The sequence below is a fragment of the Flavobacterium hungaricum genome (genome assembly GCF_015182285.1).
Classification (GTDB): domain Bacteria; phylum Bacteroidota; class Bacteroidia; order Flavobacteriales; family Flavobacteriaceae; genus Flavobacterium; species Flavobacterium hungaricum.
In genome coordinates this window covers 34,516-60,165 of record NZ_PRDM01000008.1, presented here as the reverse complement: position 1 = coordinate 60,165, position 25,650 = coordinate 34,516, and the positions used below count along the sequence as shown (strand labels likewise).

At 35.1% G+C, this 25,650-nt stretch carries 27 protein-coding genes; 14 read left to right on the top strand and 13 right to left on the bottom strand.

The window, feature by feature from the left end; all coding sequences use genetic code 11:
• The first annotated feature begins 86 nt into the window (after positions 1-86).
• From C4F50_RS25280 to C4F50_RS25260, 5 genes are all read left to right on the top strand, one after another.
• Positions 87-1,553, top strand: a complete 1,467-nt coding sequence (locus C4F50_RS25280) for a TolC family protein (RefSeq protein WP_194141417.1) — start codon at positions 87-89, stop codon at positions 1,551-1,553.
• A 134-nt stretch (positions 1,554-1,687) separates the two neighbouring features.
• A complete protein-coding gene (locus C4F50_RS25275; RefSeq protein WP_194141416.1) occupies positions 1,688-2,248 on the top strand; it encodes a Crp/Fnr family transcriptional regulator in 561 nt (186 codons plus the stop codon).
• A 73-nt stretch (positions 2,249-2,321) separates the two neighbouring features.
• Complete coding sequence (locus C4F50_RS25270) at positions 2,322-2,648, top strand: DMT family transporter (RefSeq protein ID WP_194141415.1); 327 nt, start codon at positions 2,322-2,324, stop codon at positions 2,646-2,648.
• 365 nt (positions 2,649-3,013) lie between these two features.
• Positions 3,014-4,234 (top strand): DUF763 domain-containing protein, encoded by a 1,221-nt coding sequence (locus C4F50_RS25265; protein WP_194141414.1) that lies wholly within the window; start codon positions 3,014-3,016, stop codon positions 4,232-4,234.
• 288 nt (positions 4,235-4,522) lie between these two features.
• Positions 4,523-4,969, top strand: coding sequence for a GNAT family N-acetyltransferase (locus C4F50_RS25260; protein ID WP_194141413.1), 447 nt, complete (start codon positions 4,523-4,525; stop codon positions 4,967-4,969).
• Positions 4,970-5,058: 89 nt separating this feature from the next.
• Here C4F50_RS25260 and C4F50_RS25255 read toward each other — a convergent pair whose 3' ends face one another.
• Positions 5,059-5,922 carry a LysR family transcriptional regulator gene (locus tag C4F50_RS25255; RefSeq protein ID WP_194141412.1) on the bottom strand — a complete coding sequence of 288 codons (864 nt, stop codon included), beginning with the start codon at positions 5,920-5,922 and terminating at the stop codon, positions 5,059-5,061.
• A gap of 177 nt (positions 5,923-6,099) precedes the next feature.
• On the opposite strand from C4F50_RS25255, the gene C4F50_RS25250 reads away from it, so the two are divergent.
• From C4F50_RS25250 to C4F50_RS25240, 3 genes are all read left to right on the top strand, one after another.
• Positions 6,100-6,624 (top strand): GNAT family N-acetyltransferase, encoded by a 525-nt coding sequence (locus tag C4F50_RS25250; RefSeq protein WP_194141411.1) that lies wholly within the window; start codon positions 6,100-6,102, stop codon positions 6,622-6,624.
• Between the two features lie 30 nt (positions 6,625-6,654).
• Positions 6,655-7,536 carry a DMT family transporter gene (locus C4F50_RS25245; RefSeq protein WP_194141410.1) on the top strand — a complete coding sequence of 294 codons (882 nt, stop codon included), beginning with the start codon at positions 6,655-6,657 and terminating at the stop codon, positions 7,534-7,536.
• 432 nt (positions 7,537-7,968) lie between these two features.
• Positions 7,969-8,364 (top strand): DoxX family protein, encoded by a 396-nt coding sequence (locus tag C4F50_RS25240; protein ID WP_194141409.1) that lies wholly within the window; start codon positions 7,969-7,971, stop codon positions 8,362-8,364.
• 151 nt (positions 8,365-8,515) lie between these two features.
• On the opposite strand, the gene C4F50_RS25235 is transcribed toward C4F50_RS25240, so the two are convergent.
• The 6 genes from C4F50_RS25235 to C4F50_RS25210 form a co-directional block, all read right to left on the bottom strand.
• Positions 8,516-9,283, bottom strand: coding sequence for a LytR/AlgR family response regulator transcription factor (locus C4F50_RS25235; RefSeq protein WP_194141408.1), 768 nt, complete (start codon positions 9,281-9,283; stop codon positions 8,516-8,518).
• The gene (locus C4F50_RS25230) at positions 9,264-10,280 is read right to left on the bottom strand and encodes a sensor histidine kinase (RefSeq protein WP_194141407.1); all 1,017 of its coding nucleotides are present in this window, start codon (positions 10,278-10,280) and stop codon (positions 9,264-9,266) included. The genes C4F50_RS25235 and C4F50_RS25230 overlap by 20 nt, the downstream gene beginning before the upstream one ends.
• Before the next feature lie 195 nt (positions 10,281-10,475).
• Positions 10,476-11,216, bottom strand: a complete 741-nt coding sequence (locus C4F50_RS25225) for a DUF1223 domain-containing protein (protein ID WP_194141406.1) — start codon at positions 11,214-11,216, stop codon at positions 10,476-10,478.
• Between the two features lie 83 nt (positions 11,217-11,299).
• The gene (locus tag C4F50_RS25220) at positions 11,300-11,710 is read right to left on the bottom strand and encodes an organic hydroperoxide resistance protein (RefSeq protein ID WP_194141405.1); all 411 of its coding nucleotides are present in this window, start codon (positions 11,708-11,710) and stop codon (positions 11,300-11,302) included.
• Between the two features lie 221 nt (positions 11,711-11,931).
• A complete protein-coding gene (locus tag C4F50_RS25215; RefSeq protein WP_194141404.1) occupies positions 11,932-12,924 on the bottom strand; it encodes an alpha/beta fold hydrolase in 993 nt (330 codons plus the stop codon).
• Positions 12,925-13,392: 468 nt separating this feature from the next.
• Positions 13,393-13,806 carry a cupin domain-containing protein gene (locus C4F50_RS25210; RefSeq protein WP_194141403.1) on the bottom strand — a complete coding sequence of 138 codons (414 nt, stop codon included), beginning with the start codon at positions 13,804-13,806 and terminating at the stop codon, positions 13,393-13,395.
• Positions 13,807-14,270: 464 nt separating this feature from the next.
• On the opposite strand from C4F50_RS25210, the gene C4F50_RS25205 reads away from it, so the two are divergent.
• The 4 genes from C4F50_RS25205 (at position 14,271) to C4F50_RS25190 (ending at position 18,875) form a co-directional block, all read left to right on the top strand.
• Positions 14,271-14,498, top strand: a complete 228-nt coding sequence (locus tag C4F50_RS25205) for a hypothetical protein (protein WP_194141402.1) — start codon at positions 14,271-14,273, stop codon at positions 14,496-14,498.
• A gap of 269 nt (positions 14,499-14,767) precedes the next feature.
• On the top strand, positions 14,768-17,104 hold the full coding sequence (locus tag C4F50_RS25200; RefSeq protein WP_194141401.1) for a hypothetical protein: 2,337 nt from the start codon (positions 14,768-14,770) through the stop codon (positions 17,102-17,104).
• 354 nt (positions 17,105-17,458) lie between these two features.
• Positions 17,459-17,875, top strand: a complete 417-nt coding sequence (locus C4F50_RS25195) for an OsmC family protein (RefSeq protein WP_194141400.1) — start codon at positions 17,459-17,461, stop codon at positions 17,873-17,875.
• Positions 17,876-18,089: 214 nt separating this feature from the next.
• Positions 18,090-18,875 (top strand): alpha/beta hydrolase, encoded by a 786-nt coding sequence (locus tag C4F50_RS25190; protein ID WP_194141399.1) that lies wholly within the window; start codon positions 18,090-18,092, stop codon positions 18,873-18,875.
• A gap of 116 nt (positions 18,876-18,991) precedes the next feature.
• Here C4F50_RS25190 and C4F50_RS25185 read toward each other — a convergent pair whose 3' ends face one another.
• From C4F50_RS25185 to C4F50_RS25180, 3 genes are all read right to left on the bottom strand, one after another.
• A complete protein-coding gene (locus C4F50_RS25185; RefSeq protein ID WP_194141398.1) occupies positions 18,992-19,954 on the bottom strand; it encodes a hydrogen peroxide-inducible genes activator in 963 nt (320 codons plus the stop codon).
• 93 nt (positions 19,955-20,047) lie between these two features.
• Positions 20,048-20,176, bottom strand: a complete 129-nt coding sequence (locus tag C4F50_RS25795) for a hypothetical protein (protein WP_255521144.1) — start codon at positions 20,174-20,176, stop codon at positions 20,048-20,050.
• A 284-nt stretch (positions 20,177-20,460) separates the two neighbouring features.
• Positions 20,461-21,204, bottom strand: a complete 744-nt coding sequence (locus C4F50_RS25180) for an SDR family oxidoreductase (protein ID WP_194141397.1) — start codon at positions 21,202-21,204, stop codon at positions 20,461-20,463.
• A 428-nt stretch (positions 21,205-21,632) separates the two neighbouring features.
• Here C4F50_RS25180 and C4F50_RS25175 point away from each other — a divergent pair, with 428 nt between their 5' ends.
• Complete coding sequence (locus tag C4F50_RS25175; RefSeq protein ID WP_194141396.1) at positions 21,633-21,968, top strand: winged helix-turn-helix transcriptional regulator; 336 nt, start codon at positions 21,633-21,635, stop codon at positions 21,966-21,968.
• 301 nt (positions 21,969-22,269) lie between these two features.
• Complete coding sequence (locus tag C4F50_RS25170) at positions 22,270-22,731, top strand: DUF1810 domain-containing protein (RefSeq protein ID WP_194141395.1); 462 nt, start codon at positions 22,270-22,272, stop codon at positions 22,729-22,731.
• Between the two features lie 114 nt (positions 22,732-22,845).
• Here the strand turns inward: C4F50_RS25170 and metQ are convergent, their stop codons facing one another.
• From metQ to metN, 3 genes are read right to left on the bottom strand one after another with little or no spacing between them, the layout of a single operon-like run.
• Positions 22,846-23,658: a methionine ABC transporter substrate-binding lipoprotein MetQ gene (gene metQ, locus C4F50_RS25165; RefSeq protein ID WP_194141394.1), complete on the bottom strand. Its 813-nt coding sequence runs from the start codon at positions 23,656-23,658 to the stop codon at positions 22,846-22,848.
• A 42-nt stretch (positions 23,659-23,700) separates the two neighbouring features.
• Positions 23,701-24,354: a methionine ABC transporter permease MetI gene (gene metI, locus C4F50_RS25160; RefSeq protein ID WP_194141393.1), complete on the bottom strand. Its 654-nt coding sequence runs from the start codon at positions 24,352-24,354 to the stop codon at positions 23,701-23,703.
• Positions 24,347-25,378 carry a methionine ABC transporter ATP-binding protein MetN gene (gene metN, locus C4F50_RS25155; RefSeq protein ID WP_194141392.1) on the bottom strand — a complete coding sequence of 344 codons (1,032 nt, stop codon included), beginning with the start codon at positions 25,376-25,378 and terminating at the stop codon, positions 24,347-24,349. The genes metI and metN overlap by 8 nt, the downstream gene beginning before the upstream one ends.
• Positions 25,379-25,650: the final 272 nt, after the last annotated feature.

The following is a 25,650-nucleotide window of genomic DNA, read 5'->3' as shown; positions in this document are numbered from 1 at the left end:
TCCATATTCTTTTTAAAGACCTGAAAACTTTTTTTCTATGTGTTAAAAATCATACGCAACAGGATTCAATAAAATAAATCTAATAAATGAAAAATATATTCAATCGATACAAATCAAGCCTTTTAGTAATTGCATCCGCATTACTCATCGCCGCTTGTGCCGCACCCAAAGTAAGTGACAAATTAAGCGCTTCAAAAATGCCGGAGAATTTTGATTCAAAAACCAAAAGATCTCCAGATAGTTTGACAGCATTTATACCGCTAAAAACAGAAACTTACTTTAAAGATTCCAAACTAGATCAATTACTAAAGAAAGCCGCAGCACAAAATCCTGATTATTTAATCATGCAGGAAAGAATTCTAATTGCCAATTCGCATCTTAAAGCCGCAAAACTAGCGCTTCTGCCCTCTCTGGATCTTGCCGCAGATGTTTCTGGAACACGTTACGGAAAATACACTATGGACGGAGTTGGAAATTACGATACCAACTTTTCGCAGAATATTACCGAAAAACAAAGAATCAACGAAGATCTTACACCCAACTTATTTTTAGGTGCAAAAGTTTCTTGGGAAGCAGATATCTGGGGAAAATTGAGCAATCGTAAAAAAGCCGCACAGCAGCGTTTTTTTGCTTCACAGCAAGGAATGCGATTATTGCAGACAAGACTTTTAAGCGATGTTGCCGATTTGTATTTCAAACTCATTGCGCTTGACAAACAAGCTGCGATTTACGACGATAATTTAAAAACACAACAAAAAGCCTTAGATATCGTATCGGCACAAAGATCTGTGGGTAAAGCTACAGAACTGGCGGTGCAGCAATTTAATGCCCAAAATAATAATATTCACGCCCAGGCATCAGAATTAAAACTAAGCATCGACCAAACCGAAAAAGCGTTATTGACTCTCCTTGGCGAATACGGCGGAAAAATCGAAAGAAGCTCTGATTTTCTAGCCGGACATCTGGACGTTTTAAACCAAAAAGTAAGCGTTGATTCGATCATTCATAAAAGACCTGACGTATCAGAAGCTTATTTTGAATTACTGGCAAGCAACGCCGATGCAAAATCGGCACGCGCAGCCTTTTTTCCAACTTTAAATCTTGGAGGTTATACGGGTTTTAATTCTTTTTCGTTCAATACTATTTTTGATGCAGGTTCTCTCGCATGGCAGCTGCTGGGCGGTTTAACGGCTCCTGTCTTCAACAAAGGACAAATCAAACAAGAATTTTTTGTTTCTAACAGAAAACAGGAAATCTCTTTTCTTCAGTACCAAAATACGGTAACCACAGCTTTTAACGAATTAAGCGCATTACTGCATCGAAATGAAGCTTTTGAAAATGTTTTAAAATACAAACTCAAAGAAATCGACCATCTCGAAATCGCGGTAAATGTTTCAAACGATTTGTATTTGAGCGGTTATGCCAATTATCTGGAGATCATTAATGCACAAAAAAATAAATTGCAGGCCGAACTGGATTTTGTAGATATTCAGCTTCGCAATGCAAACTCTCAAGTCTTGTTGTACAAAGCTTTGGGCGGCGGCATAAATTAGTTTATATATTGGTCAAAAACCGTTTTTTGCTTTTGTTAACGCATTGCAGAGCTGTTTTATATCCCATTTCTATTTCGGAATGGGATTTTTTTTGAATTCTAAGTATCTTTATTCCAAATTAGAAAATAAAACCTATGAATATTTCCAATATTCTTAACGCTATACACCAGCTTCCTGAGCAGTCACAGCTGGCTTTATTGCATACCATTACAGAAATAACATTTCCGAAAGGACATATATTATTAAAAGCCAACAAAGTAGAATCGAATATTTATTTTATAAAAAAAGGATTGGTCCGCGCTTATGTAGAACGCGATAATGAAGTTACCTTTTGGTTTGGGAAAGAGGGCGAAACAATTATCTCTATGAAAAGTTATGTTGAAGAACAGCCGGGCTACGAAACAATAGAACTTTTGGAAGACTGCGAATTGTACGAATTAAAAACGGTACACCTTAAAAAACTATTTAATGAAGATGTGAACATCGCCAATTGGGGAAGAAAATTTGCCGAAAAAGAATTGATCAAAACAGAAGAACGACTGATTTCGAAACAGTTTAAAAATGCATCTGAACGTTATTTAGATTTAATGAAAGATCATCCCGAACTACTGCAAAGAGTACAATTAGGCCATATAGCCTCTTACCTTGGCATTACGCAAGTCAGTTTAAGCCGAATTCGGGCAGAGATAAAATAAACTGATTTTTTATCATTTGTTAAATTGTAATTGAATTTCATAAAAGATCTTTGCATCATAAATTTTTAACTCTATGAACTGGATTATTTTAATCATCGGAGGTCTCTTTGAAGTTGCCTTCGCCTCTTGTCTGGGAAAAGCAAAAGAAACCACAGGAACCGAAATGTACTATTGGTATATTGGATTTTTTATTTCGTTAACGATTAGTATGTTGTTGTTAATGAAAGCAACCGAAACGCTTCCTCTTGGAACTGCGTACGCCGTTTGGACAGGAATTGGTGCTGTCGGAACTGTTTTGGTTGGTATTTTTATTTTTAAAGAACCAGCGGCATTCTGGAGATTATTTTTCTTAACAACTTTAGTAGGTTCTATTATTGGCCTCAAAGCCGTCTCACATTAATATATTTTTTTTAACCGCAAAGATAATTGTAGAGACGCACAGCAGTGCGTCTACGCTCCTAATTCATTCTAGCAGCATTCTGGAGACTATTTTTCTTAACAACTTTAGTAGGTTCTATTATTGGCCTCAAAGCCGTCTCACATTAATATATTTTTTTTAACCGCAAAGAAAATTGTAGAGACGCACAGCAGTGCGTCTACGCTCCTAATTCATTCTATAATGTGACAATAAAAAGTTCGCAAAGCTATAGATAAAGCTTTGCGAACTTAGCGTTTTAAGGCAAAGTATGTCCAAAAAACTTTGCGTGCCTTGCGATTAAAACACCCTATATATTTTTTCCGTAATTTTGTAGAAAACCCAATTACATGAAACGTTCCGGCACAGCAGATCTTCCTTTACATTACGGACACGTTCCTTTGTGGCTTGCCGATCGTATGTCAAAACTAGGTTTCGCGATTGTCGAGACTATTGCCTTAGAGTTTTCTACTTCTGAGGTAATTTCAAAACTAAGCAATCCATTTTGGTTTCAGAGTTTTGGCGCGGTTATGGGCATGGACTGGCATTCTTCCGGAATTACCACTTCTGTTTTGGGTGCTTTAAAAAAATCAGTAAATCCGCATTCTCAGGAACTCGGAATTTACATCTGCGGCGGCAAAGGAAAACATTCTATGAAAACCCCGCAGGAACTTTTATTCGTTGGCAACAAAACCGGACTCGACGGAAACGATCTTGCCAACTGCAGCAGACTTACAGCAAAAGTGGACAACACCGCCATTCAGGACGGATTTCAACTCTATCAGCATAATTTTATTGTAGACAATAAGGGGCAATGGGCCGTGATTCAGCAGGGAATGAATCCCGATTCTAGAACGGCAAGAAGATACCACTGGCATTCTAAAGACCTTCAGTCTTTTATCAACGAACCGCATACCTTTATATATGGCGAAAATCAAGGTTCTATACTAAATCTCACCGCAGGATCTGCAGCAAAATCCAGAAACGGAATCCTTGAACTTACCAAAGAATCGCCGACAAAAATCATGAAAGAAATGCAGCATTTATCTATGCCTGCGCATCATGATGTTAGAATCGAAGATGTCAATATGAAACGTCTCGGCGCCATGCTATGGACCACTCACGAAAATAAACCCGAAGATTTTGAGGAGCTTTTACTTTTAAAAGGAATGGGCCCGAGAGCCTTACAATCCTTAGCTCTGGTAAGCGAAGTCATTTATGGCACCCCTACCCGTTTTGAAGATCCTGCACGTTTTTCTTTTGCCCACGGCGGAAAAGACGGTCATCCGTTTCCTGTCCCGATCACTATTTACGACGAAACTATTACTACTCTGCAAAAAGCCATACAACGCGCAAAAATTGGAAATTCCGATAAAATTGAAGCAATCAAAAAATTATCCGAAATCTCCAGAGGAGCCGAAAAAGGTTTTACACCCAACGATAACTTAGACGAATTAATTCAAAAAGAAAGAGCAGAATCCTACAAATACGGCGGAAAAACCGTTTTTGGAGACTCCAAACCTCCAAAAAGCAAAATCATCACTCCAAATAATCAATTGAAGTTATTTTAATTTCAGTTAATTAATATTCGAAATATAAATCCACAAACAACACAGCCACAGTTTCAACCGTGGTTTATACCGCAATACAACCAAAAAAAATTATCTAATTTTCTAATTGCCAAATTACCTAATTGCCAAATTACCTAATTGCCAAATTACCTAATTGCCAAATTATCTAATTGCCAAATTATCTAATTAAAAAATTAATGCATTTTCAGCATCACCTGATAAAAAAATAGCATTTTTTGTCATTATTCTACATCCTATCTTTGGCATAAAAAAGCATAAAATAAAAACATGACATTCAGCCATTCCATAAAAACATTTGAAGAATTAACCAATCACGAACTGTATGCGATGCTTCGATTGCGAAGTGAAGTTTTCGTTGTAGAACAAAACTGCCCCTATTTAGATTTAGACAATAAAGATCAAAAAAGTTTTCATCTTTTATATTATGTCGATAACCAATTGGCAGGCTGTACCCGTTTGCTTCCTAAAGGAATCTCCTATAATGAAATTTCGATCGGAAGAGTTGTAATCGCTCCCTCGCATCGCGGACTAGGTTTAGGAGTAAAACTGATGGAAGCCTCTATTTTGGGCTGTGAAGAAAAGTTTGGCAAAGGCCCCATCCGAATTGGCGCGCAATATCATTTATCCAAATTTTACAATTCGCTTGGATTTGAAGAAGAAGGCGAAGTCTATGATGAAGACGGGATTCCGCATATCGAAATGTTACGTTCTTAAAGCAAATAACGATTTACAAGGATTTACAAAACAGAATCAAGATCAAAAATCACTGAAATCTGTGTCAATTTTTTGAGTTAAACGCCGTATTACGGAATAATCAACTTTAACACATTTGCCAAAACAGGATTATGATCTTCGGTTCTCCAATTGATATACAAATCGGTTTCCAGCGGTAATTTGATAAAGCGGATTCCTGGGATTTCATGAAAAACATACGAATCCGGCAGAATCGCAATTCCGAGCCCTTTTCGAACCAAAGCAATAATGGCTGAACCGAATTCAGAATGAAGATAGACTTCGGGAGCATTTTCAAAAGAATTGAATAAGCGTCGAATCAAATCGCTGTAACTGCTTCCTTCGTCGTTTGTCGGCAGAATAAATTTCTGAGAAGAAAGTGTTTCTTTCGTAAGATCTTCTGGAGTTTGATACGGATGATTTTCAGGAACCACGATAGCGAGATTATCGGTATGAAATTTCTCCGAGCAGATGTCACGAGAAGTATTGATGTCTCTCGTAATTACAAGATCAATTTTATAATTGAGCAGCAATTCCTGCTGATGTTCATAAAGAACCTGAATCAGTTTAATTTTAAGTTTTGGATAAGAATTGGAAATTCGTGATAGAATATCGGGCATAATGGAAGCCGAAATAGAATCAGGATGCGCGATAGTAATCGTACCGCTTTCGCCAAGCTGAATCTGTCGTGCCGATTGATGGATGAATTCGAGTTTACTCAATTCGACTTCCCATTTTTCTTTAAGAAACTGCCCCGCTGCAGTAAGTTTAACATTGCGTTTATTACGTTCAAACAACTGCACGCCAAGCTGATTTTCAAGCGACTGAATCTGACGACTGAGCGCCGATTGCGTAATATTCATTTTTCCGGCTGTATTCCAGAAATGAAGTTCACGCGAAAGCGCTAAAAAATATTTAATTTGCTGTAAATCCATTGATGCAATTTACGCATTTATTAAGAGTAAAAATCAAGTTTAACGCATTAAAAGATCGAATATTTTTAAACACAGAAAATCATAGGTTTGAGAAACCTGTCTATTTTTCAATCACTTCTTTATGATAAACAAGTTTCTTTTTATCGCACATTAAAAATAATAACCAACTAAAAAAATATGGAGAATCTAAAAATAAAAAAAGCCACTATTGATGATCTCATAAAACTGCAGGCAATTGGCAGACAGACTTTTTCTGAGACATTCGCCGAGGTGAATTCAGATGAAAATATGGCGAAATACTTGGAAGAAAGTTTCGCTGCAGCAAAACTTACCCAAGAATTAAATAATCACTCATCATACTTTTATTTAGCCGAATTGGATGAAATAGTTATTGGCTATTTAAAATTAAATACTGGAGAAGCCCAGACCGAAAAACAAGATTTGAATGCCCTTGAAATCGAAAGAATTTATGTGGCAAAAGAATTTCACGGTAAAAAAGCCGCACAGGCACTTTATGCGCAGGCAGAACAAAAGGCTCGGGAACTAAAAGCTTCGTATATGTGGCTGGGCGTTTGGGAAGAGAATTTTAGAGCCGTTAGTTTTTATACTAAAAATGGTTTTGTACAATTTGACACCCACATTTTCAAATTAGGAAACGACGAACAAACCGATTTACTGATGAAAAAAGTTTTACTTCATTAAAAAACAACAAACAAAAAGGCTTCAGAAAAAATGAAAAAACAACAACTTCTACTCCTATTATTAGTCATCGGAACTGCATTTTGGGGAATTTCCTATTCCGTAACCAAATTGGCAATTGGCAGTTATTCGCCTTCTACATTTTTGTTTTACCGATTTTTATTGGCAGTATTGGTTTTGAGTGTCATTTTCTGGAAATACGTCAGCAAGACAAATGCCAAAGCAGTCAAAACGGGGTTTATACTCGCGGTTCCGATGTTTCTGGGTATTCATTTACAAACCATCGGACTCACTTTTACCGATGCTTCTCAATGCTCTTTTATTGCCGGAATGACTGTTATTATTATTCCGTTATTAAAATTGGCAGTTTATAAAACCAATGCATCCTTAAAAATCTGGATCGCCGCTTTTACCGCCTTAACTGGCTTGTTTATTATTGCCATAAAAGACAAATTCACCATAAACATTGGCGATTTATACACTATTGCCGGAGCTTTTGGCTTTGCTGTTTATTTGATTTCGGTCGAAAAACATGCTGCCAGAATGAATCTTTTGTACGCCATCGTTCCCATGTTTTCTTTTTGTGCCTTATTTACTTTTTCTCTGGCCATTACCGATTCGCAGGCAGATTGGTTTCCCGAAAAAAATACTTTCTGGATGGGTGTCATTTACTGTGCTTTATTCTCTACCGCTTTTATGTACACCGTTTCAAACATCACGCAGCGCTATTTATCTGCCGAACGCGTTGCCGTAATTTACTTATTCGAACCCGTTTTTGGTGCCATCGGTGCTTTTTTTATCCTTGGCGAAAATCTTTCCTGGCGCTTACTAATCGGTGGCAGCCTGATTTTTGCCGCAACTATAATTTCTGAGGTGAAATTGAAGAGGGGTTGGAGGTTAAGAGTTAGGAGTTAGATGTTAGAGGTTAGATGTTAGAAGTTAGGAGTTAGAAGTTAGGAGTTAGGAGTTAGAAGTTAGGAGTTAGGAGTTAGGAGTTAGAAGTTAGGAGTTAAGGGTTATGGGTTAAAAGTTAGATGTTAGATGTTAAATGATAGATGATAGATGATAGGAGAAACTGAAACTAAATAAATTATATATTCTAAAATCTATAATCTAAAATCTATAATCTATCCCGAGGCTTCGGGACTAAAATCTATAATCTAAAATCTATAATCTATCCCGAGGCTTCGGGACTAAAATCTAAAATTTATAATCTATAATCTAAAATCTAAAATCCATTCCCCGTCCACTTTAACCCCAACTTTGTCCACTTCACTGTTTTTGTGATTTTATTTGAAGTTGTTTCCGCGCACCTTTGTCTCGTTAAATAACTTAAAATCAAAAATCATGAACTCAAAAACAACAAAAACAATTTATTGGACAGGAACAATTTTAACTTCTCTTTGGTTTGGTGCCAGCGGTTTTTTCGAATTAACAGGTAATCCATTAGTTTGGGGAATTACGCAGCAATTAGGTTATCCGGCGCACTTTATATACATTTTAGGGGTGTTCAAATTATCGGGTGTCATCACTTTATTGATTCCGAATAAATTACTTCGATTAAAAGAATGGGTATTTGCAGGTGTATTTTTCGACATCATTTTTGCCTTCTTTTCCAAAATTGCTGTTCTCGGTTTTGGCGCTGCCACAGACGCAGTCATCGCTTTTGTAATGGTAAGTGTAACCTATGCAATGTACAGAAAATTGTACACTGCAACATACACTCCAGCCACTCTAAACTAATATTGAGCAAAATAAAACTGCCTAAGATTTGGTCCTAGGCAGTTTTTGTTTCTAAATCTTAAACTACAATCCAATGAAAAAAATCATCTTTATTATAAGCTTAATTTTATCAGGTCTGCTTTTTTTAAAATGTTTTATTCCCGATTAAATTTTATCGGTTTTCCAGCCAATTCAAAAAAGCTGTTGATTTTTCTTTTCCTACCAATAATTTTTCTTCTGTAGGAACGATCAGTTTAATCAGCAGCTTTCGCGAAAAATAATGCTCTGCTTCGCGAATAGCGGCAAAATTGACCAAATACTGCCGGTTAATTCTAAAAAACTGAACCGGCGCCAATAGTTTCGAAACTTCATCCAAAGACTGTGTCAGCTGGTATTCGTTTTTATCAAAAGTCATGATCGTCGGCGTCTCGTTTTTAATAAAAAAATAAGCAATATTTTCCGTTTGAACAGTTTGGTATTTATTGTTTTTAAAAACCAAAAAACTGCTCTTTCCTTTGTTCTCGCTGCTTTTGCTCAGCAGATACTCAAAGTCAGGCATTTGTTTGTTATTGCGCTGAAAAAAGTTCTGCAGTTCTGCCGCTTTATTCATTGCCAGCGCAATACTTTCGCGGGAGAACGGCTTTAACACATAATCAATTCCGTTAGACTTAAAAGCATCAATAGCATAATCATCAAAAGCGGTACAGAAAATAACGGGTGAGAGCACTTTTACACTTTTAAAAATCTCAAAAGACAAACCATCTGCCAGCTGAATATCCATAAAAATTAAATCCGGCTGCCCATTTTCTAACAGATAACTAACGGCTCCGTCAATGCTTTGGATATACGACAAAATCTGAACATCGGGACGGATACTCAAAATTAACTGCCCTAATGCTTTTGCTGTTTTTACTTCATCTTCAACTATTATGATTGTCATAAACTGCGGGTATTTTTACTTTAAAAATGGTTTCGTTTTTTTCTATTACAATTTCTTTATGAATCAAATGTGCAAATCGCTGGGTGATATTATCCAAACCAAATCCTGTTGATAATGCGCCCCGTTTCAGCTGTACTTTATTTTCGACCACAATACAATCATTTTCAGAATATAATTTTATGATCAAAGGTTTTTCTAAAGAAACCACATTGTGCTTAATGCAGTTTTCTATTAGCAGCTGCATCGTAAAAGGCGGAATTACAGCTTTTAATTGCTCGTCATTTAATGTATTAATTAATTCAAATCCGTCTTCAAAACGGGCTTTTAGAAGGTACACATACGAGTCCAGGATTTCGATTTCTTCCCTTAAAGAAATCAAATCCAGCTTACGGCTTTCTAATGTAAAACGATAGAAATCGGATAATTTCAGGATAAAATCAGAACTATTGGGATCGTTTATATCCACCATCGATTTTAAAGTATTCAGACTGTTGAATAAAAAATGCGGATTTACCTGCTGTTTCAAAAGATCGTACTGCGCCCCAAGATTGAGCATTTTGGCGCGTTCCAGCTCCGATCCGATCTGACGCGTCTGATAGTTTTGAAAAAGCAAATGCACAAACATATACACAATCAGGTTGATTAAAACCCCGCGAAGTTCAAACATAATCGGCGCGTCCATCTGCGCAAACTGAAAAAGTTCCTGATGCGCTACAACCAGCAAAACCATAATGGCAATACCCAGAAGAACGCTTAAAAATAATTTACCGTTTACAAAACTTTTAGACGTTCGTTTGGTTGTAAATTTGGGCAGACTGTAAATATTGTAATACCAGATAAAAAGAGAGAATAAAAACGTAATCGAAGAATTGATTACAATATCTGCGGGTTTTGAAAAAGTGTCAAATAATTTGGGAACCGAGGCCAAAACAGCAAGCGAAATAGAGCTTCCCCAAATCAACCGCTTCGAAACCTGAAAGCGTGTTACTTTTTCCATATCAATTTGTTTTTTTTAAATCCTCTTTGATCAAAGATAGGATTTTTTGTTTTGAAGTTTACTGCTGTCATTAAACCCGACAAATTTTAAAAATCTGTCGGGTTTTACAGCTTTCGATTTGCAGTTATTTTCATTTAAAGCAGAAAATAAAATACAAACCGCTATCTATTTAATTTTTAATAAAATAACTATCGATTATAAATTTATTCGATCTGCCGTCAGAATAGTTCCGTCGCTGTTATTTTGAACAAAACCAATAATTGCAAAATCTTTAGAATTAAAATCTTTTGGAAGATTCAAAGTCACAGTTCCTTTCAAATTAGAAGTCAGTTTTACACTTTGCAGCTCGCGCACAATTTGATAATGCGCTAAAATCCTGTTCGCATTCTCCCCTCTCTTTACATTACTTTTGGCCGATTTCTGCACCACAGCAATCAATAATTTCGTGTCTTTAGAAATTTTGTCCAAGGTATAATTGAGCTTCAATTTAGAAGCCGTAAAACCAGATTCGACACTTAAATCTAAATTTTGAGATTTAGAAATCCTATTTTTTATCGCAGTTCTAATTTCCTTTTCGTTAGAACCAATAAGATCTTTTTTTCCATTTACAACCGCCTGAGGCGTATAAACAGGCTCTTTGCCAAGCCATTTTGCATACTCGTATTGTCTTTCGGTAAATTTTGCCTGGCTGAAAATGTCTTTCCAGCCCTGTCTGTCCCAATAATCGACATGATACGCCAAAATGTAAAGCTGGTTATTGTTTTCGTTTTCTATTCGTCCCAGCAATTCATCTGCCGGCGGACAGCTCGAACAGCCTTCTGAAGTGAATAATTCTAAAAGCGTAAAGCCTTTATTATTCGAGTTTTGACTCCAAATTCGATTTCCCTGAAAGAGAAAAAGAAGTACTAAAATGGGTATTATTTTTATATTTTTCATGTGATAAATCAGGTCTGTTTTTTTTGTAATAATTAAAAAGAAACCTGCAAGGTTTTAGAAATCCTGCAGGTTAAAAATGAGTTTTAAAGAATATTCAATTCTACATTAATATTTCCTCTTGTCGCTTTAGAATACGGACAAGTCTGATGCGCGCCTGCCACAATTTGTCTGGCCGTTTCATATTCAATTCCCGGTAAGCTGATGTCTAATTTTGCCTGAAGCGAATATTCACTTCCTGTCAGACACAAGTCAACCGAAGCATCAACAGCCGTTTCAGCCGGAAGTTTTACATTAAGTTTTGCAGCCGCAAATCCCATCGCGCCGATAAAACAAGCCGACCAGCCCGCCGCAAACAATTGTTCCGGATTAGTACCAGAACCTGAACTTCCTGGAGGAGTTAACTTAATGTCTAAATTTAAGTCTGAACTTTGCGACATTCCGTTTCTCCCGCCTGTAGTATGCGTTTTTCCTGTGTATAAAATTTTTGTTTCCATGAGTTTTTGGATTTTAGTCCCGAAGCCTCGGGATAGATTTTAGATTGTTAAAAAAAATTGTGATTGAATTTGATTTTTGATATTGCAATTGATTTTTGATATTGTAATTGAATTTGATTTTTGATATTGAATTTAATTATCTAATTGACTAATTCCCTAATTGACAAATTCCCTAATTGACTAATTATCTAATTATCTAATTGACAAATTATCTAATTATCTCAATTCCCCGCCACATCAATTATCGCCTGTGCAAAAGCTTTAGGATCTTCCTGCGGTACATTATGACCGATATCTTTTAAAATTCGGTGATCGTATTTACCTGTAAATTTGTTCGCATACGCTTTTCCGTCTGCTGCTGCGCCGTCAAAATCGCTGGCAATTGTGATGGTCGGAACCGAAATTGAAGGTCTTGCAGCCAGTCTTTTTTCCAAAGCATCGTATTTAGATTCTCCGTTAGCAAGCGACAAACGCCATCTGTAATTGTGAATCACAATTGCTGTATGATCCGGATTGTCAAAAGACTGAGCAGTTTGATCGTAGGTTTTAGTATCAAAATTCCATTTTGGAGAAGCCAGTTTCCAGATCAGTTTGTTGAATTCGTAAGTATTCTGAGAATAACCCGACTGCCCTCTTTCTGTTGCAAAATAATATTGATACCACCAGCCGTATTCTGCCGTCGGCGGCAACGGTTTTAAGTTCGCTTCCAGATTCACTACAATATAACCGCTTACCGAAACCAGTCCCTGAACACGTTCTGGCCAAAGCGCCGCAACCGCAACCGCAGTTCGTGCGCCCCAGTCGAACCCGCCGATAACCGCTTTTTTGATTTTTAAAGCATCCATTAAATCAATTACATCCTGAGCAAGAGCGGCTTGTTGTCCGTTTCTAAACGTTTGATCAGAAAGAAAGCGAGTAGTTCCGAATCCGCGTAAATAAGGCGTAATCACGTGATACCCTTTTGAAACCAATTGCGGCACCACTTCACTATAACTATGAATATCGTAAGGCCAGCCGTGAAGCAAAATAACCGTTGTTCCGTTTTGCGGACCCGCTTCGGCATAACCCACATTTAATAATCCCGCATTAATTTGTTTGAAAGTCCCAAGCGGATTTTCTGATTGTGCATTGCTAAAATTTACGCTTAATACAAATATTGCGATTAAAGCAAATTGGCGTAAAATGTTGTTTGTTGTATTTTGTATCGTTTTCATAATAAGTTGTTTTATAGATTATTGATTAGTTAATTTCTTCGTCAAAGGTATTTTGAGAAGCCTCGTTTTGAAAGGAGAAAAAAGGTGAAACGGACAAATTGAAGGTTGAACTGGACAGCTTTTGCTTTGCTGTTTTTTTTGCCACGAAGGCACTAAGACACTAAGATTTTTTAAAAGACATTTTTTCACGCAGATTGGATTAGATTAAAGCAGATTTTTTTTAGATTTTTTATTTGATGATCAATTTGCTAAATCACCTCAAATCTTTTTAAATCTGCGTGAAACCAAAACTTTCCAATTTTATTAGCCACAGATTAAATTGATAAAACGGATTTCTTTTTTCTCGCAGATTTAGCAGATCAGCAGATTCTATTTTATCTGCTCAATTTCCTAAATCAGCGGGCGAAAAACTTTATAAATCTTTGCATTAAAAACCTTTGCGTCTTAGTGTCTTCGTGGCAAAAAAAACTATTTAACCAAAGTCAAAACAGGTTTTCCTTTTTCTACGATATAAGTCGCCAGTTCACTAGCCTTAGAATCCGTATTATTTTTTGCCGAGTGCACCACGCCCGCCGGAATAAAAAGCACTTCACCCGCTTTTAAAGTCACCGGCTTCTCCCCTTCTATCTGATATTCGAGCGAACCTTCGACAACGTAAATGACTTCTTCGCCGGGATGAAAATGTTTACCGAAAGCCGAATGCCCCTCAAAATCGATTCGTGCCTGAATCATTTCACGTCCTGGAATACTCAGATCGTGTTTTTGCAAATCGATTCTTTTTACTCCCGTCTGCGCTGCAATCTGATTGGGAACCAAAAACGCAATGATTCCTAAAATGATTATTGCGATTACCACCCCTGTTTTTTGTTTTTTCGTTTCCATAATTTTTGATTTTTACTATTTGTTTTCTGTTAATTTCTGAGTCAAAAGTATTGCGGCTATGCGTTTTACGAAATCAAAAAATAGTTGAAACGGACAAACTTCAGGTTGAAGTGGACAGGGTTTAAAGTGGGAATATTTTTTAGGAGCTATTTCCTGCTATCCGCTATATCTTTTCCTTGCTAAAGAAGCAAGAAAAAGGATGCCGCTCCTATCAGGGCTAGGACACTCATTTTCAAAAGGAAAGATTTCTGAAAAAGAACTTCAGTAAAAAACATATTATTTTTCTTACTATTAACCCAATCAGATTTAATATATTTGTAGTCCTAAAAATAAAGAACATGAATTCAGAAAGAAAATTTATGCCCGTGTGGTATGGTGGTGGTATTGGAAACAACCGCAACGCTTTCTTTATAGCGTAGGACACCTTAGCTGCATGGGTTTTATACCTCCTAAAAATAAAGAATATGAGTACCAACACCCTTTCAAAAGAAGCCGAAATCAGGCTGTTGAACTTCTTCACCGACAGAATTGATCCTCTTTCGATGGCAAAAGCGATACGATTGGTAAATTTTAACCTTGCCTTAAATGTCATGAACGACCAACATCTTTCATCCGAAAAGGCTTTAAGAGACAGTTTCACCTGGCTGAACGAACTAGCCGAAACTTTAAATCCGTATCTGGATTTGGAATAAGGTTTCTAAACTTTTGAAAAAATTAAACCCCTTGATCTTTTTTAGATTGAGGGGTTTGTTTTTTTATTAAAGAAAATACCGTAGAAATACGGGTTGATTGGGTTTTGATTATTATTACACTTGTGAGAATATTAATTAACAGATTACGGATTTCCATTCATTAATTCTAAAATCTTTCTTTATGTTTGTAACTTTAATAATTTACAAAGAATTATCCCATAAAAAAAATTAATTAGAACCATTAATCAAAAAATAAGAAAATATTAGATATGAATGATTACACAAAAAATATTACCCGATGGATATATGGTCTAACTAAAGATCAATTTGATGAATTTATAAAAGTTTTTATAAAAGATTATTTTAAAGTTGATACCGTTTCGTTTACTGATGGGAAAAGTGATGGAGGAATAGATATGAAAATTTTCATCAATAGAATTGCAAAAAAAATTCCACTGCAAGTAACAGTCGATTCAAATGTGTACAATAAATTAGAAAAAGATCTGGTAAAAATTTTTAATAATATACAAAAACATCAATTCTCTGAAAATTTTTATTTTTTTTATTCTAAAGGTGCTTCAGAAGAAAAGGTAAATAATTTGCAGGATATTGCTAAACGAGAATATTCTATTTCTTTAGAAATATTTGATAATAAGTTAATTGCAACATATTTAGAAAAACCAGATTTTGCAGCTTCGAGAAATAAATTGAGAGATATCCTTGGCGAATTTCTAAATCACGAAAAAACATATTTTACTGAAAATGATAAACTTTGCTTTGATTTATTAAATCATAACAGCGATTCTTTAGAATTAAAGGAACGTTTTATAAATGCATTTGTTCTTAATGCATTTTTCAATTGCTCTAATACTATACTTTCTAAAAGTGACATTCAGGAGCAATTAAAAAATGAATTTAATCTTCAAAATCCTGAATATTATTGTAATAAAATAATTGACAATTTACTTGTCAAGCATAAAATTGAAAAAGTCGACCTTTATAAATATCAATTAACTGAAAATGAATCAAATAAATTAAAAAGTATAAAAGCTGATTCAGATTTACTTGAAAGAGAATTCCTTACTAATTTACAATCAATAATAAATAATTACGATGGGAATATTGAACTTAAAATTATTATCGATAAAATTTATAATATTTTTAAAAAATATAAAGAAATTGACTTAGATGAAATTAATGAAGCTTATGAACAAGAAAATGGAGAAAATATTGAAATTCAAGACCTTATATCATATGTAAATGAATCATTAACAGATAAAACTCAGATTAAAAATTTTATTTATGAAGTTATTTCATTATGTAGCGAAAATGACTTTATTATAAAAATTTCTGCTGGAAAACTATACAAAGATTTAATAAATAGTTCTGAATTTGATTCCTATACTAGGAGACAGAATAAAGAAGTTTTTTTAGATACACCCGTTTTGCTAAATTTATTAATGGTCATGAAAGAAGAAGATTTTGAATATGATAATTATAGATTCAAAGTCACAAAAAGTTTGTTTTCATTAATTAAAAACAAGGAAAATAATACTATATATAATACTATTGAACCATATGTAATTGAGTTAGCAGATTACTTAAATAGGACAATTAAAATGATCCCAATTTATGACACAGGATTACTTGAAAAATTGGGAGGAACAAGTAATGAATTACTAAATTTCTTTTTGAAAGTAAAAGAAAAAAAACTTTTTGATGGAAGTTTTAGAAGCTATATAGAAGATTTCGGTATATCATTAAATATGGTTCAAAAAGATGATAAAAATGATTACTTGCAACAATTTCTTATACAGTTATTAAAAGTAAACGAAATTAATATTGATGTTGTACATAAATACGATACAGATTATAAAACTAGAAGTGATTTTCAAAGAATTTCAAAAACTTTAGGAGAAATATACTCCCGAAATGAATCAAATCGTAAGGCTAGATCATTAAAATTTGACAGTTTACTGTTTATGCATATTTATGATTTAGATATTGATCTAATTGATCCAATTGTAATAACTTGGGATAATACTTTTAAAGAATTTAGAAAAGAATATCAATTACGCAATCCAAGCTTACGATATTGGCACTTATTCAAACCCGGAAAGTATCTTGATCATACTTCACTTTTAAACTTCAAAATTAATAGTAGTGCAATTTCAAATGAGATTTTATCAATGATAGATACTGAATTTGAAGTAGTTCGTGGTGTTAAAAAGCTGTCTGACATTTTAACTAGTATTATTGATTTAAAATCAGCCTCTGGTACAAAATTATCAAGAGGTCTTGCAGAAATTAGAGATACTTATATTTACGAAATAAATAAAGAAGATTCGATAAAAACTGAAGTTGAATATAGCGATAGTCAACCAGTAGATGAAATTGTATCAAATATTTATGATTATTATAATCGTAAAGAAGGTTCGTATTCACTCGATAATTTTACTTCAATTTTACAGATTGAAGATGCTATACCTGCAATTTTATTACTATTAGGGGAAGAATCGAGTTTTTTTATGAGACATGGTAAATATTCTGATAATTATAAAAAGAAATTTGATGGTGTAATTAAATCATATTTAGTAGTAGAGTAATATATATCATCAAATTTTTAAATTAAAAAGAGCTTATAAATTTTAAGCTCTTTTTTTTATTTGTTAAAAACAATAATCCCAAACTCATCTCACCATTCATAATAAAATCAACCCCAGTAACTGCACTTTTATTATTCAAATTCAACACCATTTTAGCAACATCTTCTTCCCTTCCCCATTTTATTTTACTCCGACTTTCTCCTCCACACACAGCAAATCCAATACTTATAAATTATTTTTATAACTATTAAAAATTATTAATTTGGTTAATAAACACCTTCCCTATACCTTTGTCTCATCAAAATCAAAGAAATGATTTGAACATCTTAAAAAATAATTTAAAAAATAAAAATCATGAAATTTACAAGAAGAGCAAACGCAAACTGGAAAGGTACAGGAATGGAAGGAAAAGGAACCATTAGTACACAAAGCACCACTTTAGATAATGCACAATTATCATTCAAAACTCGTTTTGAGCAGGGTGTTGGAACCAATCCTGAGGAATTAATCGCTGCGGCGCATTCTGGCTGTTTTACAATGCAATTAAGCTTTTTATTGTCTGAAGCTGGTTTTGTTCCAGAAGATTTAGACACTACGGCTAAAGTAACTTTTGAAGACGGAACCATTACTTTAATTCAGTTAGAACTTACCGGTAAAGTACCTGGAATTTCTGCAGAAGATTTTCAGCAAACGGCACAAAAAGCAAAAGAAATTTGTCCAATTTCTAAATTGTTGAATACTGAAATTACTTTGACTGTTACGCTTAATTAAATTCCAAATTTTAAATTCCAAATTAACACAAGGCTTTGTCTTCCTGAGCGGAGTCGAAGGATACGCCAGAAACTCCACAAAGAATATAACCAATCTTTGTAGAGCTACTCGCGGAGATTTGCTTCGCCTGTTCGCTATCTTTCGGGTCTCCTCCGTCGAAATGACAAAATTGAGACAAATCATAATCATAATTACAATCTAAAATCTAAATAAAATGAAAACATTAAATATATTAAATCGTTATTTCTCATTCGCAGTAGTACTATTCAGTTTACTTCTAACAGTAACAAACGTAAACGCGCAAAAAGCAGCAGCTCCACAAATTAAAAATGTCGTATTGGTTCACGGTGCATTTGCAGATGGTTCTGGATGGCAAGGTTTATACAAAGTTTTGACTAAAAAAGGCTATAATGTAACCATCGTTCAGAATCCCTTGAGTTCTTTGGAGGATGATGTTAAAGCCACCAACTTAGCTTTAGACAAACAAGACGGACCGACCATTTTGGTGGGACATTCTTGGGGCGGCACTGTAATTACAGAAGCTGGAAATCACCCAAAAGTAGCGGCTTTGGTTTACGTGGCAGCTTTACAGCCTGATAAGGGCGAAAATTCTGTTCAATGGCTACAAACTGCTCCTCCAGCTCCAGAAAATGGTGTATTGGCTCCAGATGAAAAAGGAATTGCATATTATGATAAAGCTAAATTCCACGCTGGTTTTGCAGGAGATTTGAGCAAAGAACAAGCAGATTTTATGTATGCTTCGCAAGGTGCTTTTTATGCACAAGGTTTTTTAACACCTATCACTAATGCCGCTTGGAGAACTAAACCTTCTTACGGAATCGTAGCAACTGAAGACAAAAGTATTGTTCCAAGTATTCAGGTGGCAATGTACAAACGTTCTAACACAAAAATTACTGAAATTAAAGGCAGTCATGTAGTGTTTATTTCGCAGCCAGAGAAAGTAGCGAATGTGATTATTGAGGCATCATTTAAAAAATAAATTTCAATATTTTAAAATTCCAAATTCCAATGGATTTGGAGGAAATTCCAAATAAAAAAATTCCAAATTCCAAACTATACAGTAACTTGGAATTTGGAATTTTTAGTATTGGAATTTTATTTACTAACAGCTTTTATAAAATAAGGAGAATCGTTCCAGCGGATTTTTTTATAATTAAAATCTTTTTTGAGTGATTCGGGAAGGCAGTTCCAGATCGCTTCATTCATTTTCTCCAATAGTAATTTCTTGGAGAAAGAATCGGAAACTACCAGACTTATTTCTCTTACGGGAACGGGTTCTTTGAAAGGTTTAAAAAGACCGCCCGATTCGTTTATAGTAGAAAGTTTCGGAATAATCGCAAATCCTAAATGGGCGCGAACTAGATTTTTTAAGGTTTCTATCGAATTGATGTCGTAGGTAAACTGCTCCTTTATTTTATCAGATGTTTTAAGTCCGCAGATGTCCAGCAGTTGTGCGTTGTAGCAATATTCATGATGCAGCAATAATAATTCTGTTTTGTCGCCAGGCTGCATTTCGTAAAATTCATCATTCGCCATCGGGTGCGTCTGATTTAAATACGCCACAAATGGTTCTTTAAAAACAACATGTTCGATTAAATTCGGGTTTCCGGTTGGTGTTGCCATAATGGCAACGTCAATGGCTCCCGTTTCTAAATCGCGCATTAAGTGTCCGGTATAGCCTTCTTTAATAATAAAATGTACATTGGGCGCCGCTTCTTTCATTGCCTGAATAAATAACGGAATCAGATAAGGCGATAAAGTGGAAATAATACCCAGCTTTAACTCTCCTTCCAGCAGATTTTTTTCGTTGATTACAAAATCACGAATTTCATCGACTTCACGAAGTATTTTTTTGGCTTTATTGATAATTTCGATCCCCAAAACGGTGGGTGTCAAGGGTACTTTATTTCGATCAAAAATCTTAATGCCGATTTCTTCTTCCAGATTTTTTAACTGAATGGTAAGTCCCGGCTGCGTTACCATACAAACTTCGGCAGCTCTTGCAAAATGCCGTTCTTCGTCTAAGGCCACAATATATTTTAATTGCTGAATGGTCATGTGTTATAGTTTCTAAGTACAGAGATGCTAAGGTACTAAGTTTTTATTTTTAATTTCTTTTGAAAACTTTTCCAAAGTTCTAAAAAACCGAACTTATTTAGAATCAAAATAATTATCATCTTTTTCATAGAAAGTAAAATCCAAAACATCTAATTTATCGTACATAATAAAGAACACCATAACAGAATGGAGTAAATGCAGATGGAGTAGTTTTTGGAGCATATTGTGTTTATCATTCTATAATGATGTTTTTTCAAACAAACTTATTTGAAATAAAAAAAGCGATCTTAACCGATCGCTTTTATTTTTAGTATTTGAAGGCGAAAGCTTTAGACTTTTATTTCATAATCAGAAGAAAAAAACTCAGAACCTCAGAACCTCAGTAAATCAGTAACTCAGCACCTCAGTAAATCAGTAACTCAGCAACTCAGTAACTTAGAACCTCAGAACCTTAGCAACTCAGCACCTTAGAACCTTAGAACCTCAGCAACTCAGCACCTTAAAATTTAAGACAAAACCATCCCGCCGTCCATAATAAAATCAGCGCCAGTAATAAAACCTGCATTTTCGCTGCTCAAATGCGACACCATTTTGGCTACATCTTCTGCCCTTCCCATTTGTTTTAGCGGTACTTTTTCTACGACAACATCCATAATTCCTTTTACGGTGTTTTCGTCAAGACCGACTTTGTTCATGACTTCGGTTTGAGTTGGTCCCGGACTTACCGAATTGACTCTGATTTTTCTTGGCGCTAATTCTAGTGCAGCTGATTTCATAAACGAATTCAAAGCTGTTTTACTTGCCGAATAAACCGAAGCTCCCGGCCCCGGCATACTGGCGGTGTTTGAAGAAAGAAATACTACCGAAGCACCGTCTTTTAAAATCGGAATGAATTTGCTTAACGTAAAAAACGCACCTTTTAGATTGACGTTCATAATACTGTCGTACAATTCTTCTGAAGTTTGGTCGATGGTGCCTAAACCTGCGATCCCGGCATTGATAAACAGAATGTCAACCGAACCGAAATTGTTTTTTACCTGCTCGGCCAGTTTTTCGATATCGGCAACTTTAGATTGGTCTGCCACTAACGGAATCGCATCTAATGCTGCAGCGGCTTTTTCGATTGCTTCCTTTCGTCTTCCGGTAATAATTACGGTTGCGCCTTCGGCTTTAAATTGTTTTGCTGCTGCATAGCCTATGCCGCTGTTACCGCCTGTAATGACAACTATTTTGTTTTCTGAAGTATTCATTTTGAATTTATTTTAAAATTATTTGACAAATTTAAATCCAAAATGGTATAACTTTGTAACCAGTATCATGAAGTATACCAAAGTAATTCCATCCATGACAAGGAGCTAAGTTATAGCCACGAATTCACGAATTTATTTTTATAATCTATGTGATAAAAATGTGATTAATTACACTAATTATTTGTTGATACTCAATGAATATAATTAGTGATTAAACAATTTGTGAATTACTTCGTCTGTCCCTTCGGTCGAGTCGTGGCGGAAAAACTTAAAAAAAAAAAACAATTCGTGAATTAGCGAAAAAAAACTTTAATAAACAATTCGTGAATTAGTGGCAAAAAATAAAAAAACAATTCGTGAATTCGTGGCGGAAAAACTTAAAAAAAACAATTCGTGAATTCGTGGCGAAAAAAAAAAATTAGAATAAGATGGAAAGAAATCAAAAAGAAGAAGTACAGGCGCTTCAAGACACTTTACACGTTTTGGGCGGTAAATGGAAACTGCCGATCATCAATTCGATCTGCAACGGAAATCATCGTTTCCGCGAAATCGAACGTTCGATTCCGGGCATTACGACACGAATGCTTTCGCGTGAACTGAAAGATATGGAGCTCAACATGATGATTGAACGCATAGAAGACCGCGATGCCGAAATTCAGGTAAAATATGTTTCGACACCCTATTGTAAAACTTTTGCGCCTGTAATAGAAGCCATGATTGCGTGGGGAAAACAGCATCGGTCTGAAATTGTAAGCAAATACTAAATTTTACTGCTTTCATTTGATGCGGATTCTACAGATTGGCTAGCCCAAAACGCCGATAAACACTGATTTTATCAGATTTAGAAATTGGTCTTATAAATACAATTGAAGTAAATCAATAGTTATCAATAAGTTACCCTACACAAACAAGATTTTATACAATTATAATGCGGCTTTATTATAATTATATAAAAACGGAAGAAAATTGTATAACTAAAAGCTCTTGCTGTCAATCTATTTTTGGATAAAGAAATTCATAATTGCTTTCCCAGAATTACGAACCATTTAAAACCATAATCAAAAGATGATTTACGCAAAAAATGATTTGACCCGCTTTTTAGACGCACAAAATAAATTATATCTTACTGCTTTTTCTGAAATCAAAAAAGGCAAAAAACAAACCAACTGGATGTGGTTTATATTCCCACAGATAAAAGGTTTAGGCAAAAGCACCCTCTCTGATTACTATGCAGTAGCAGATTTAAAAGAGGCAGAAGATTTTTTAAATCACCCTATTTTAAGGAAACATTTGGTAGAAATCTCTAAGCTTCTTTTGACTTTAAGTAAAAAATCGGCCGAAACTATTTTGGGCGAATTAGATGCGAGAAAACTACATTCTTCTATGAGTTTATTTGTTCAGGTAGAAAATGCTGATCCTGTATTTCAGCAGGTTTTAGATACTTTTTTCTACGGAAATTTAGATCCGCTAACGCTTAATTTTACTCAAAAAACAACATCGCATATCGCTGAAACTGTACTTTCTTAATAATAAAACTTCAAATAATTACGCCATAATATATTTGATTTATATATAATTTTCCCGAAAAAAAGCCTGTAAACATACATTTACAGGCTTTTTTATTTGTTGGAAAACAGCGTTTTACCAGCCTTTTACAGCACCACCTTTGAATTGTTCTTCGGCAACTTTTTCTACTTCTGGAGATTGAAAAGCTTGTAAAAACTGTTTTACTTTTTCTTCATTTTTATTGTCTTCACGACTTACCACCAAATTTACATAAGGCGATTCTTTGTCTTCTACAAACAATGCATCACGAGAAGGAACTAATCCTGCTGCAGAAGCAAATGTATTGTTGATAATTGCGATTGAAACATTTTCGTCTTCTAACGCGCGAGGCAATTGAGGTGCTTCTAATTCTAAAATTTTCAGTTTTTTAGGATTGCTCACAATGTCGGTTACTTTTGGCAGTAAACCAACGCCGTCTTTTAATTTTAATAAACCGTTTTTCTGTAAAAGCAATAAAGAACGGCCGCCGTTTGTAGGATCGTTTGGAATAATAATCGTGCTTTCGTCTTTCAATTCAGCAAGCGTTTTTATTTTTTTAGAATAAGCTGCAATTGGGTAAACAAATGTTTTACCGATAATTGCCAATTTATAACCGCGTTGTTTAGATTGCTCGTCTAAATACGGTTTGTGCTGAAAAGCATTGGCATCGATATCGCCTTGGCTCAAAGCTTCGTTTGGCACCACATAATCGTTAAAAGAAACCAATTCTACTTCTAATCCAAATTTTTCTTTGGCTACTTTTTTAGCAGCTTCGGCCACTTTTAATTCTGGTCCTGTTGCCACACCTACTTTAATAAAATGCGGATCGTTCTTTTTACTTTCTCCACAATTCGCTAGTACTAATGACAAAGCAAGAACACCAAAAGTCTTTATAAAATTTATTTTCATAACACTATTTTTAATTTTTAATTCCTAATTTTTAATTGATAACTATCGATGATCAAATCGCTTGGATAAAAAATCTCCGGCAAACTGGATCAGAAATACCAGAATAACCAATAAGATCAATACCGAATTCATGGTAACGGCATCATAACCTATATAACCGTATTGATAACCGACTTGCCCTAAACCTCCTGCTCCAACGGCACCGCCCATAGCAGAATATCCGACTAAAGTGATTAAGGTAATGGAAGCCGCGTTTATTAACGAAGGCAAAGCTTCTGGCAGCAATACTTTGTAAACAATTTGAAATGGCGTTGCGCCCAAAGCCCTTGCGGCTTCTATTAATCCAGACGGAAGACTTAACAAACTATTTTCGACCAAGCGGGCAATAAACGGCGCTGCACCAATACTTAACGGAACCAAAGCGGCACTGACACCAATTGAAGTTCCGACAATGGCACGCGTAAACGGAATCATCCAAACGATTAAAATGATGAATGGAATAGAACGAAAAACATTGACTAAAAACGATACCGTTCTGTTTAAAACCGGCTGTTCTAATATTTGGTTTTTACGGGTCAGGAAAAGTAAAATTCCGGTTGGAAGCCCGATTAAAAAACCAAAAAAGCCCGATACAAAGGTCATTACAATGGTTTCCCATGTTCCTTTTAACAATAAATCTATAATCGAATCAGACATAACCTATAATTTCTGTTTTAATGTGTTTTGAATTGAAATATTGAATCGCGGCATCGTAATTTTCGCGTTTTCCTGATAGTTCAATCAGCATAACACCAAAATTTACATCTCCTGCCTGATCCATCTGCGCGCTTACGATTTTGAAATCGGTATCAAAAAGTCTTGAAACTTCTGAAATAACCGGTTCGTTTACCGATTTCCCTGTCATTTCCAGCTTCAATAACGGATTCAAATTTCCGTTATCCTCTTTTTGTAATTTTTCCAGATAAACCGCTGGAACATCAATATGTAGTGAAGACGCAATAAATTCTCTTGTCAATTCGTGTTTTGGATCGGCAAAAATTTCGCCTACACTTCCCTGCTCGATCAATTTTCCGTGACTGATAACGGCCACCTCATCGCAGATTGATTTGACTACTTCCATTTGATGGGTAATCAGCAAAATGGTAATGTTAAGACGTTTGTTGATGTCTTTCAACAAATTTAAAATAGATCGCGTCGTCGCAGGATCGAGTGCACTTGTAGCTTCATCACACAACAAAACTTTCGGATTATTGGCCAAAGTTCTTGCAATGGCAACTCTTTGTTTTTGTCCGCCGGAAAGACTTGCGGGATAATCGTTTGCTTTTTCTGCCAGACCAACCAATTGCAGCAATTCTAAAACGCGGGTTTTGATTTCGCTTTTAGAAGTTCCGGTCAATTCTAAAGGAAAAGCCACATTTTCGAAAACGGTTCGTGAAGAAAGTAAATTGAAATGCTGAAAAATCATTCCGATTTGTCTTCTTTCAATCGCCAATTCTGCGTTTGATAGTTGCATTAACGCTTTTCCGTCTACGATAATACTGCCTCCTGTAGGTCTTTCTAACAAATTGACACAACGTATTAAAGTACTTTTTCCAGCACCCGACGTACCAATCACACCAAAGATTTTCCCTGGCGGCACCCTAAGCGAAACATCAGACAAAGCCGTAACGATTCTGTCTTTTTGATGAAACGTTTTGGTAACATTTTTTAATTCAATCATTTCTTATTTAGATTTACAAAACAAAAAAGCCTTTCAACTATTCATGAAAGGCTTTTTGAAATACATAATATCATTTATATCGAAGCCAGATCAGAAAATTTCATAACAGCAAAACAGCACATCATGCTGCTGCAATAATAATTCTTCATATTAAGGCTCTTATTTCTCATTGTGGCTGCAAATTTAAACAGATAATTTTAATTTTAAAGCATAAATCACTAAAACTTTTATTATCCTATCAAAATTGTAGACTACTATATCGATTGCTCTTT

Excerpts from the sequence above, each read along its gene's own strand:
- C4F50_RS25195 (WP_194141400.1), top strand. The coding sequence starts at position 17,459 with ATGAAATTTACAAGAAGAGCAAACGCAAACTGGAAAGGTACAGGAATG.
- C4F50_RS25225 (WP_194141406.1), bottom strand. The coding sequence starts at position 11,216 with ATGAAAAATATAAAAATAATACCCATTTTAGTACTTCTTTTTCTCTTT.
- metQ (WP_194141394.1), bottom strand. The coding sequence starts at position 23,658 with ATGAAAATAAATTTTATAAAGACTTTTGGTGTTCTTGCTTTGTCATTA.
- C4F50_RS25235 (WP_194141408.1), bottom strand. The coding sequence starts at position 9,283 with ATGACAATCATAATAGTTGAAGATGAAGTAAAAACAGCAAAAGCATTA.
- metN (WP_194141392.1), bottom strand. The coding sequence starts at position 25,378 with ATGATTGAATTAAAAAATGTTACCAAAACGTTTCATCAAAAAGACAGA.
- C4F50_RS25265 (WP_194141414.1), top strand. The coding sequence starts at position 3,014 with ATGAAACGTTCCGGCACAGCAGATCTTCCTTTACATTACGGACACGTT.
- C4F50_RS25275 (WP_194141416.1), top strand. The coding sequence starts at position 1,688 with ATGAATATTTCCAATATTCTTAACGCTATACACCAGCTTCCTGAGCAG.
- C4F50_RS25255 (WP_194141412.1), bottom strand. The coding sequence starts at position 5,922 with ATGGATTTACAGCAAATTAAATATTTTTTAGCGCTTTCGCGTGAACTT.
- C4F50_RS25220 (WP_194141405.1), bottom strand. The coding sequence starts at position 11,710 with ATGGAAACAAAAATTTTATACACAGGAAAAACGCATACTACAGGCGGG.
- C4F50_RS25270 (WP_194141415.1), top strand. The coding sequence starts at position 2,322 with ATGAACTGGATTATTTTAATCATCGGAGGTCTCTTTGAAGTTGCCTTC.
- C4F50_RS25190 (WP_194141399.1), top strand. The coding sequence starts at position 18,090 with ATGAAAACATTAAATATATTAAATCGTTATTTCTCATTCGCAGTAGTA.
- C4F50_RS25250 (WP_194141411.1), top strand. The coding sequence starts at position 6,100 with ATGGAGAATCTAAAAATAAAAAAAGCCACTATTGATGATCTCATAAAA.
- C4F50_RS25175 (WP_194141396.1), top strand. The coding sequence starts at position 21,633 with ATGGAAAGAAATCAAAAAGAAGAAGTACAGGCGCTTCAAGACACTTTA.
- C4F50_RS25180 (WP_194141397.1), bottom strand. The coding sequence starts at position 21,204 with ATGAATACTTCAGAAAACAAAATAGTTGTCATTACAGGCGGTAACAGC.
- C4F50_RS25795 (WP_255521144.1), bottom strand. The coding sequence starts at position 20,176 with ATGCTCCAAAAACTACTCCATCTGCATTTACTCCATTCTGTTATGGTG.
- C4F50_RS25200 (WP_194141401.1), top strand. The coding sequence starts at position 14,768 with ATGAATGATTACACAAAAAATATTACCCGATGGATATATGGTCTAACT.
- C4F50_RS25280 (WP_194141417.1), top strand. The coding sequence starts at position 87 with ATGAAAAATATATTCAATCGATACAAATCAAGCCTTTTAGTAATTGCA.
- C4F50_RS25185 (WP_194141398.1), bottom strand. The coding sequence starts at position 19,954 with ATGACCATTCAGCAATTAAAATATATTGTGGCCTTAGACGAAGAACGG.
- C4F50_RS25240 (WP_194141409.1), top strand. The coding sequence starts at position 7,969 with ATGAACTCAAAAACAACAAAAACAATTTATTGGACAGGAACAATTTTA.
- C4F50_RS25210 (WP_194141403.1), bottom strand. The coding sequence starts at position 13,806 with ATGGAAACGAAAAAACAAAAAACAGGGGTGGTAATCGCAATAATCATT.
- metI (WP_194141393.1), bottom strand. The coding sequence starts at position 24,354 with ATGTCTGATTCGATTATAGATTTATTGTTAAAAGGAACATGGGAAACC.
- C4F50_RS25215 (WP_194141404.1), bottom strand. The coding sequence starts at position 12,924 with ATGAAAACGATACAAAATACAACAAACAACATTTTACGCCAATTTGCT.
- C4F50_RS25170 (WP_194141395.1), top strand. The coding sequence starts at position 22,270 with ATGATTTACGCAAAAAATGATTTGACCCGCTTTTTAGACGCACAAAAT.
- C4F50_RS25245 (WP_194141410.1), top strand. The coding sequence starts at position 6,655 with ATGAAAAAACAACAACTTCTACTCCTATTATTAGTCATCGGAACTGCA.
- C4F50_RS25260 (WP_194141413.1), top strand. The coding sequence starts at position 4,523 with ATGACATTCAGCCATTCCATAAAAACATTTGAAGAATTAACCAATCAC.
- C4F50_RS25205 (WP_194141402.1), top strand. The coding sequence starts at position 14,271 with ATGAGTACCAACACCCTTTCAAAAGAAGCCGAAATCAGGCTGTTGAAC.
- C4F50_RS25230 (WP_194141407.1), bottom strand. The coding sequence starts at position 10,280 with ATGGAAAAAGTAACACGCTTTCAGGTTTCGAAGCGGTTGATTTGGGGA.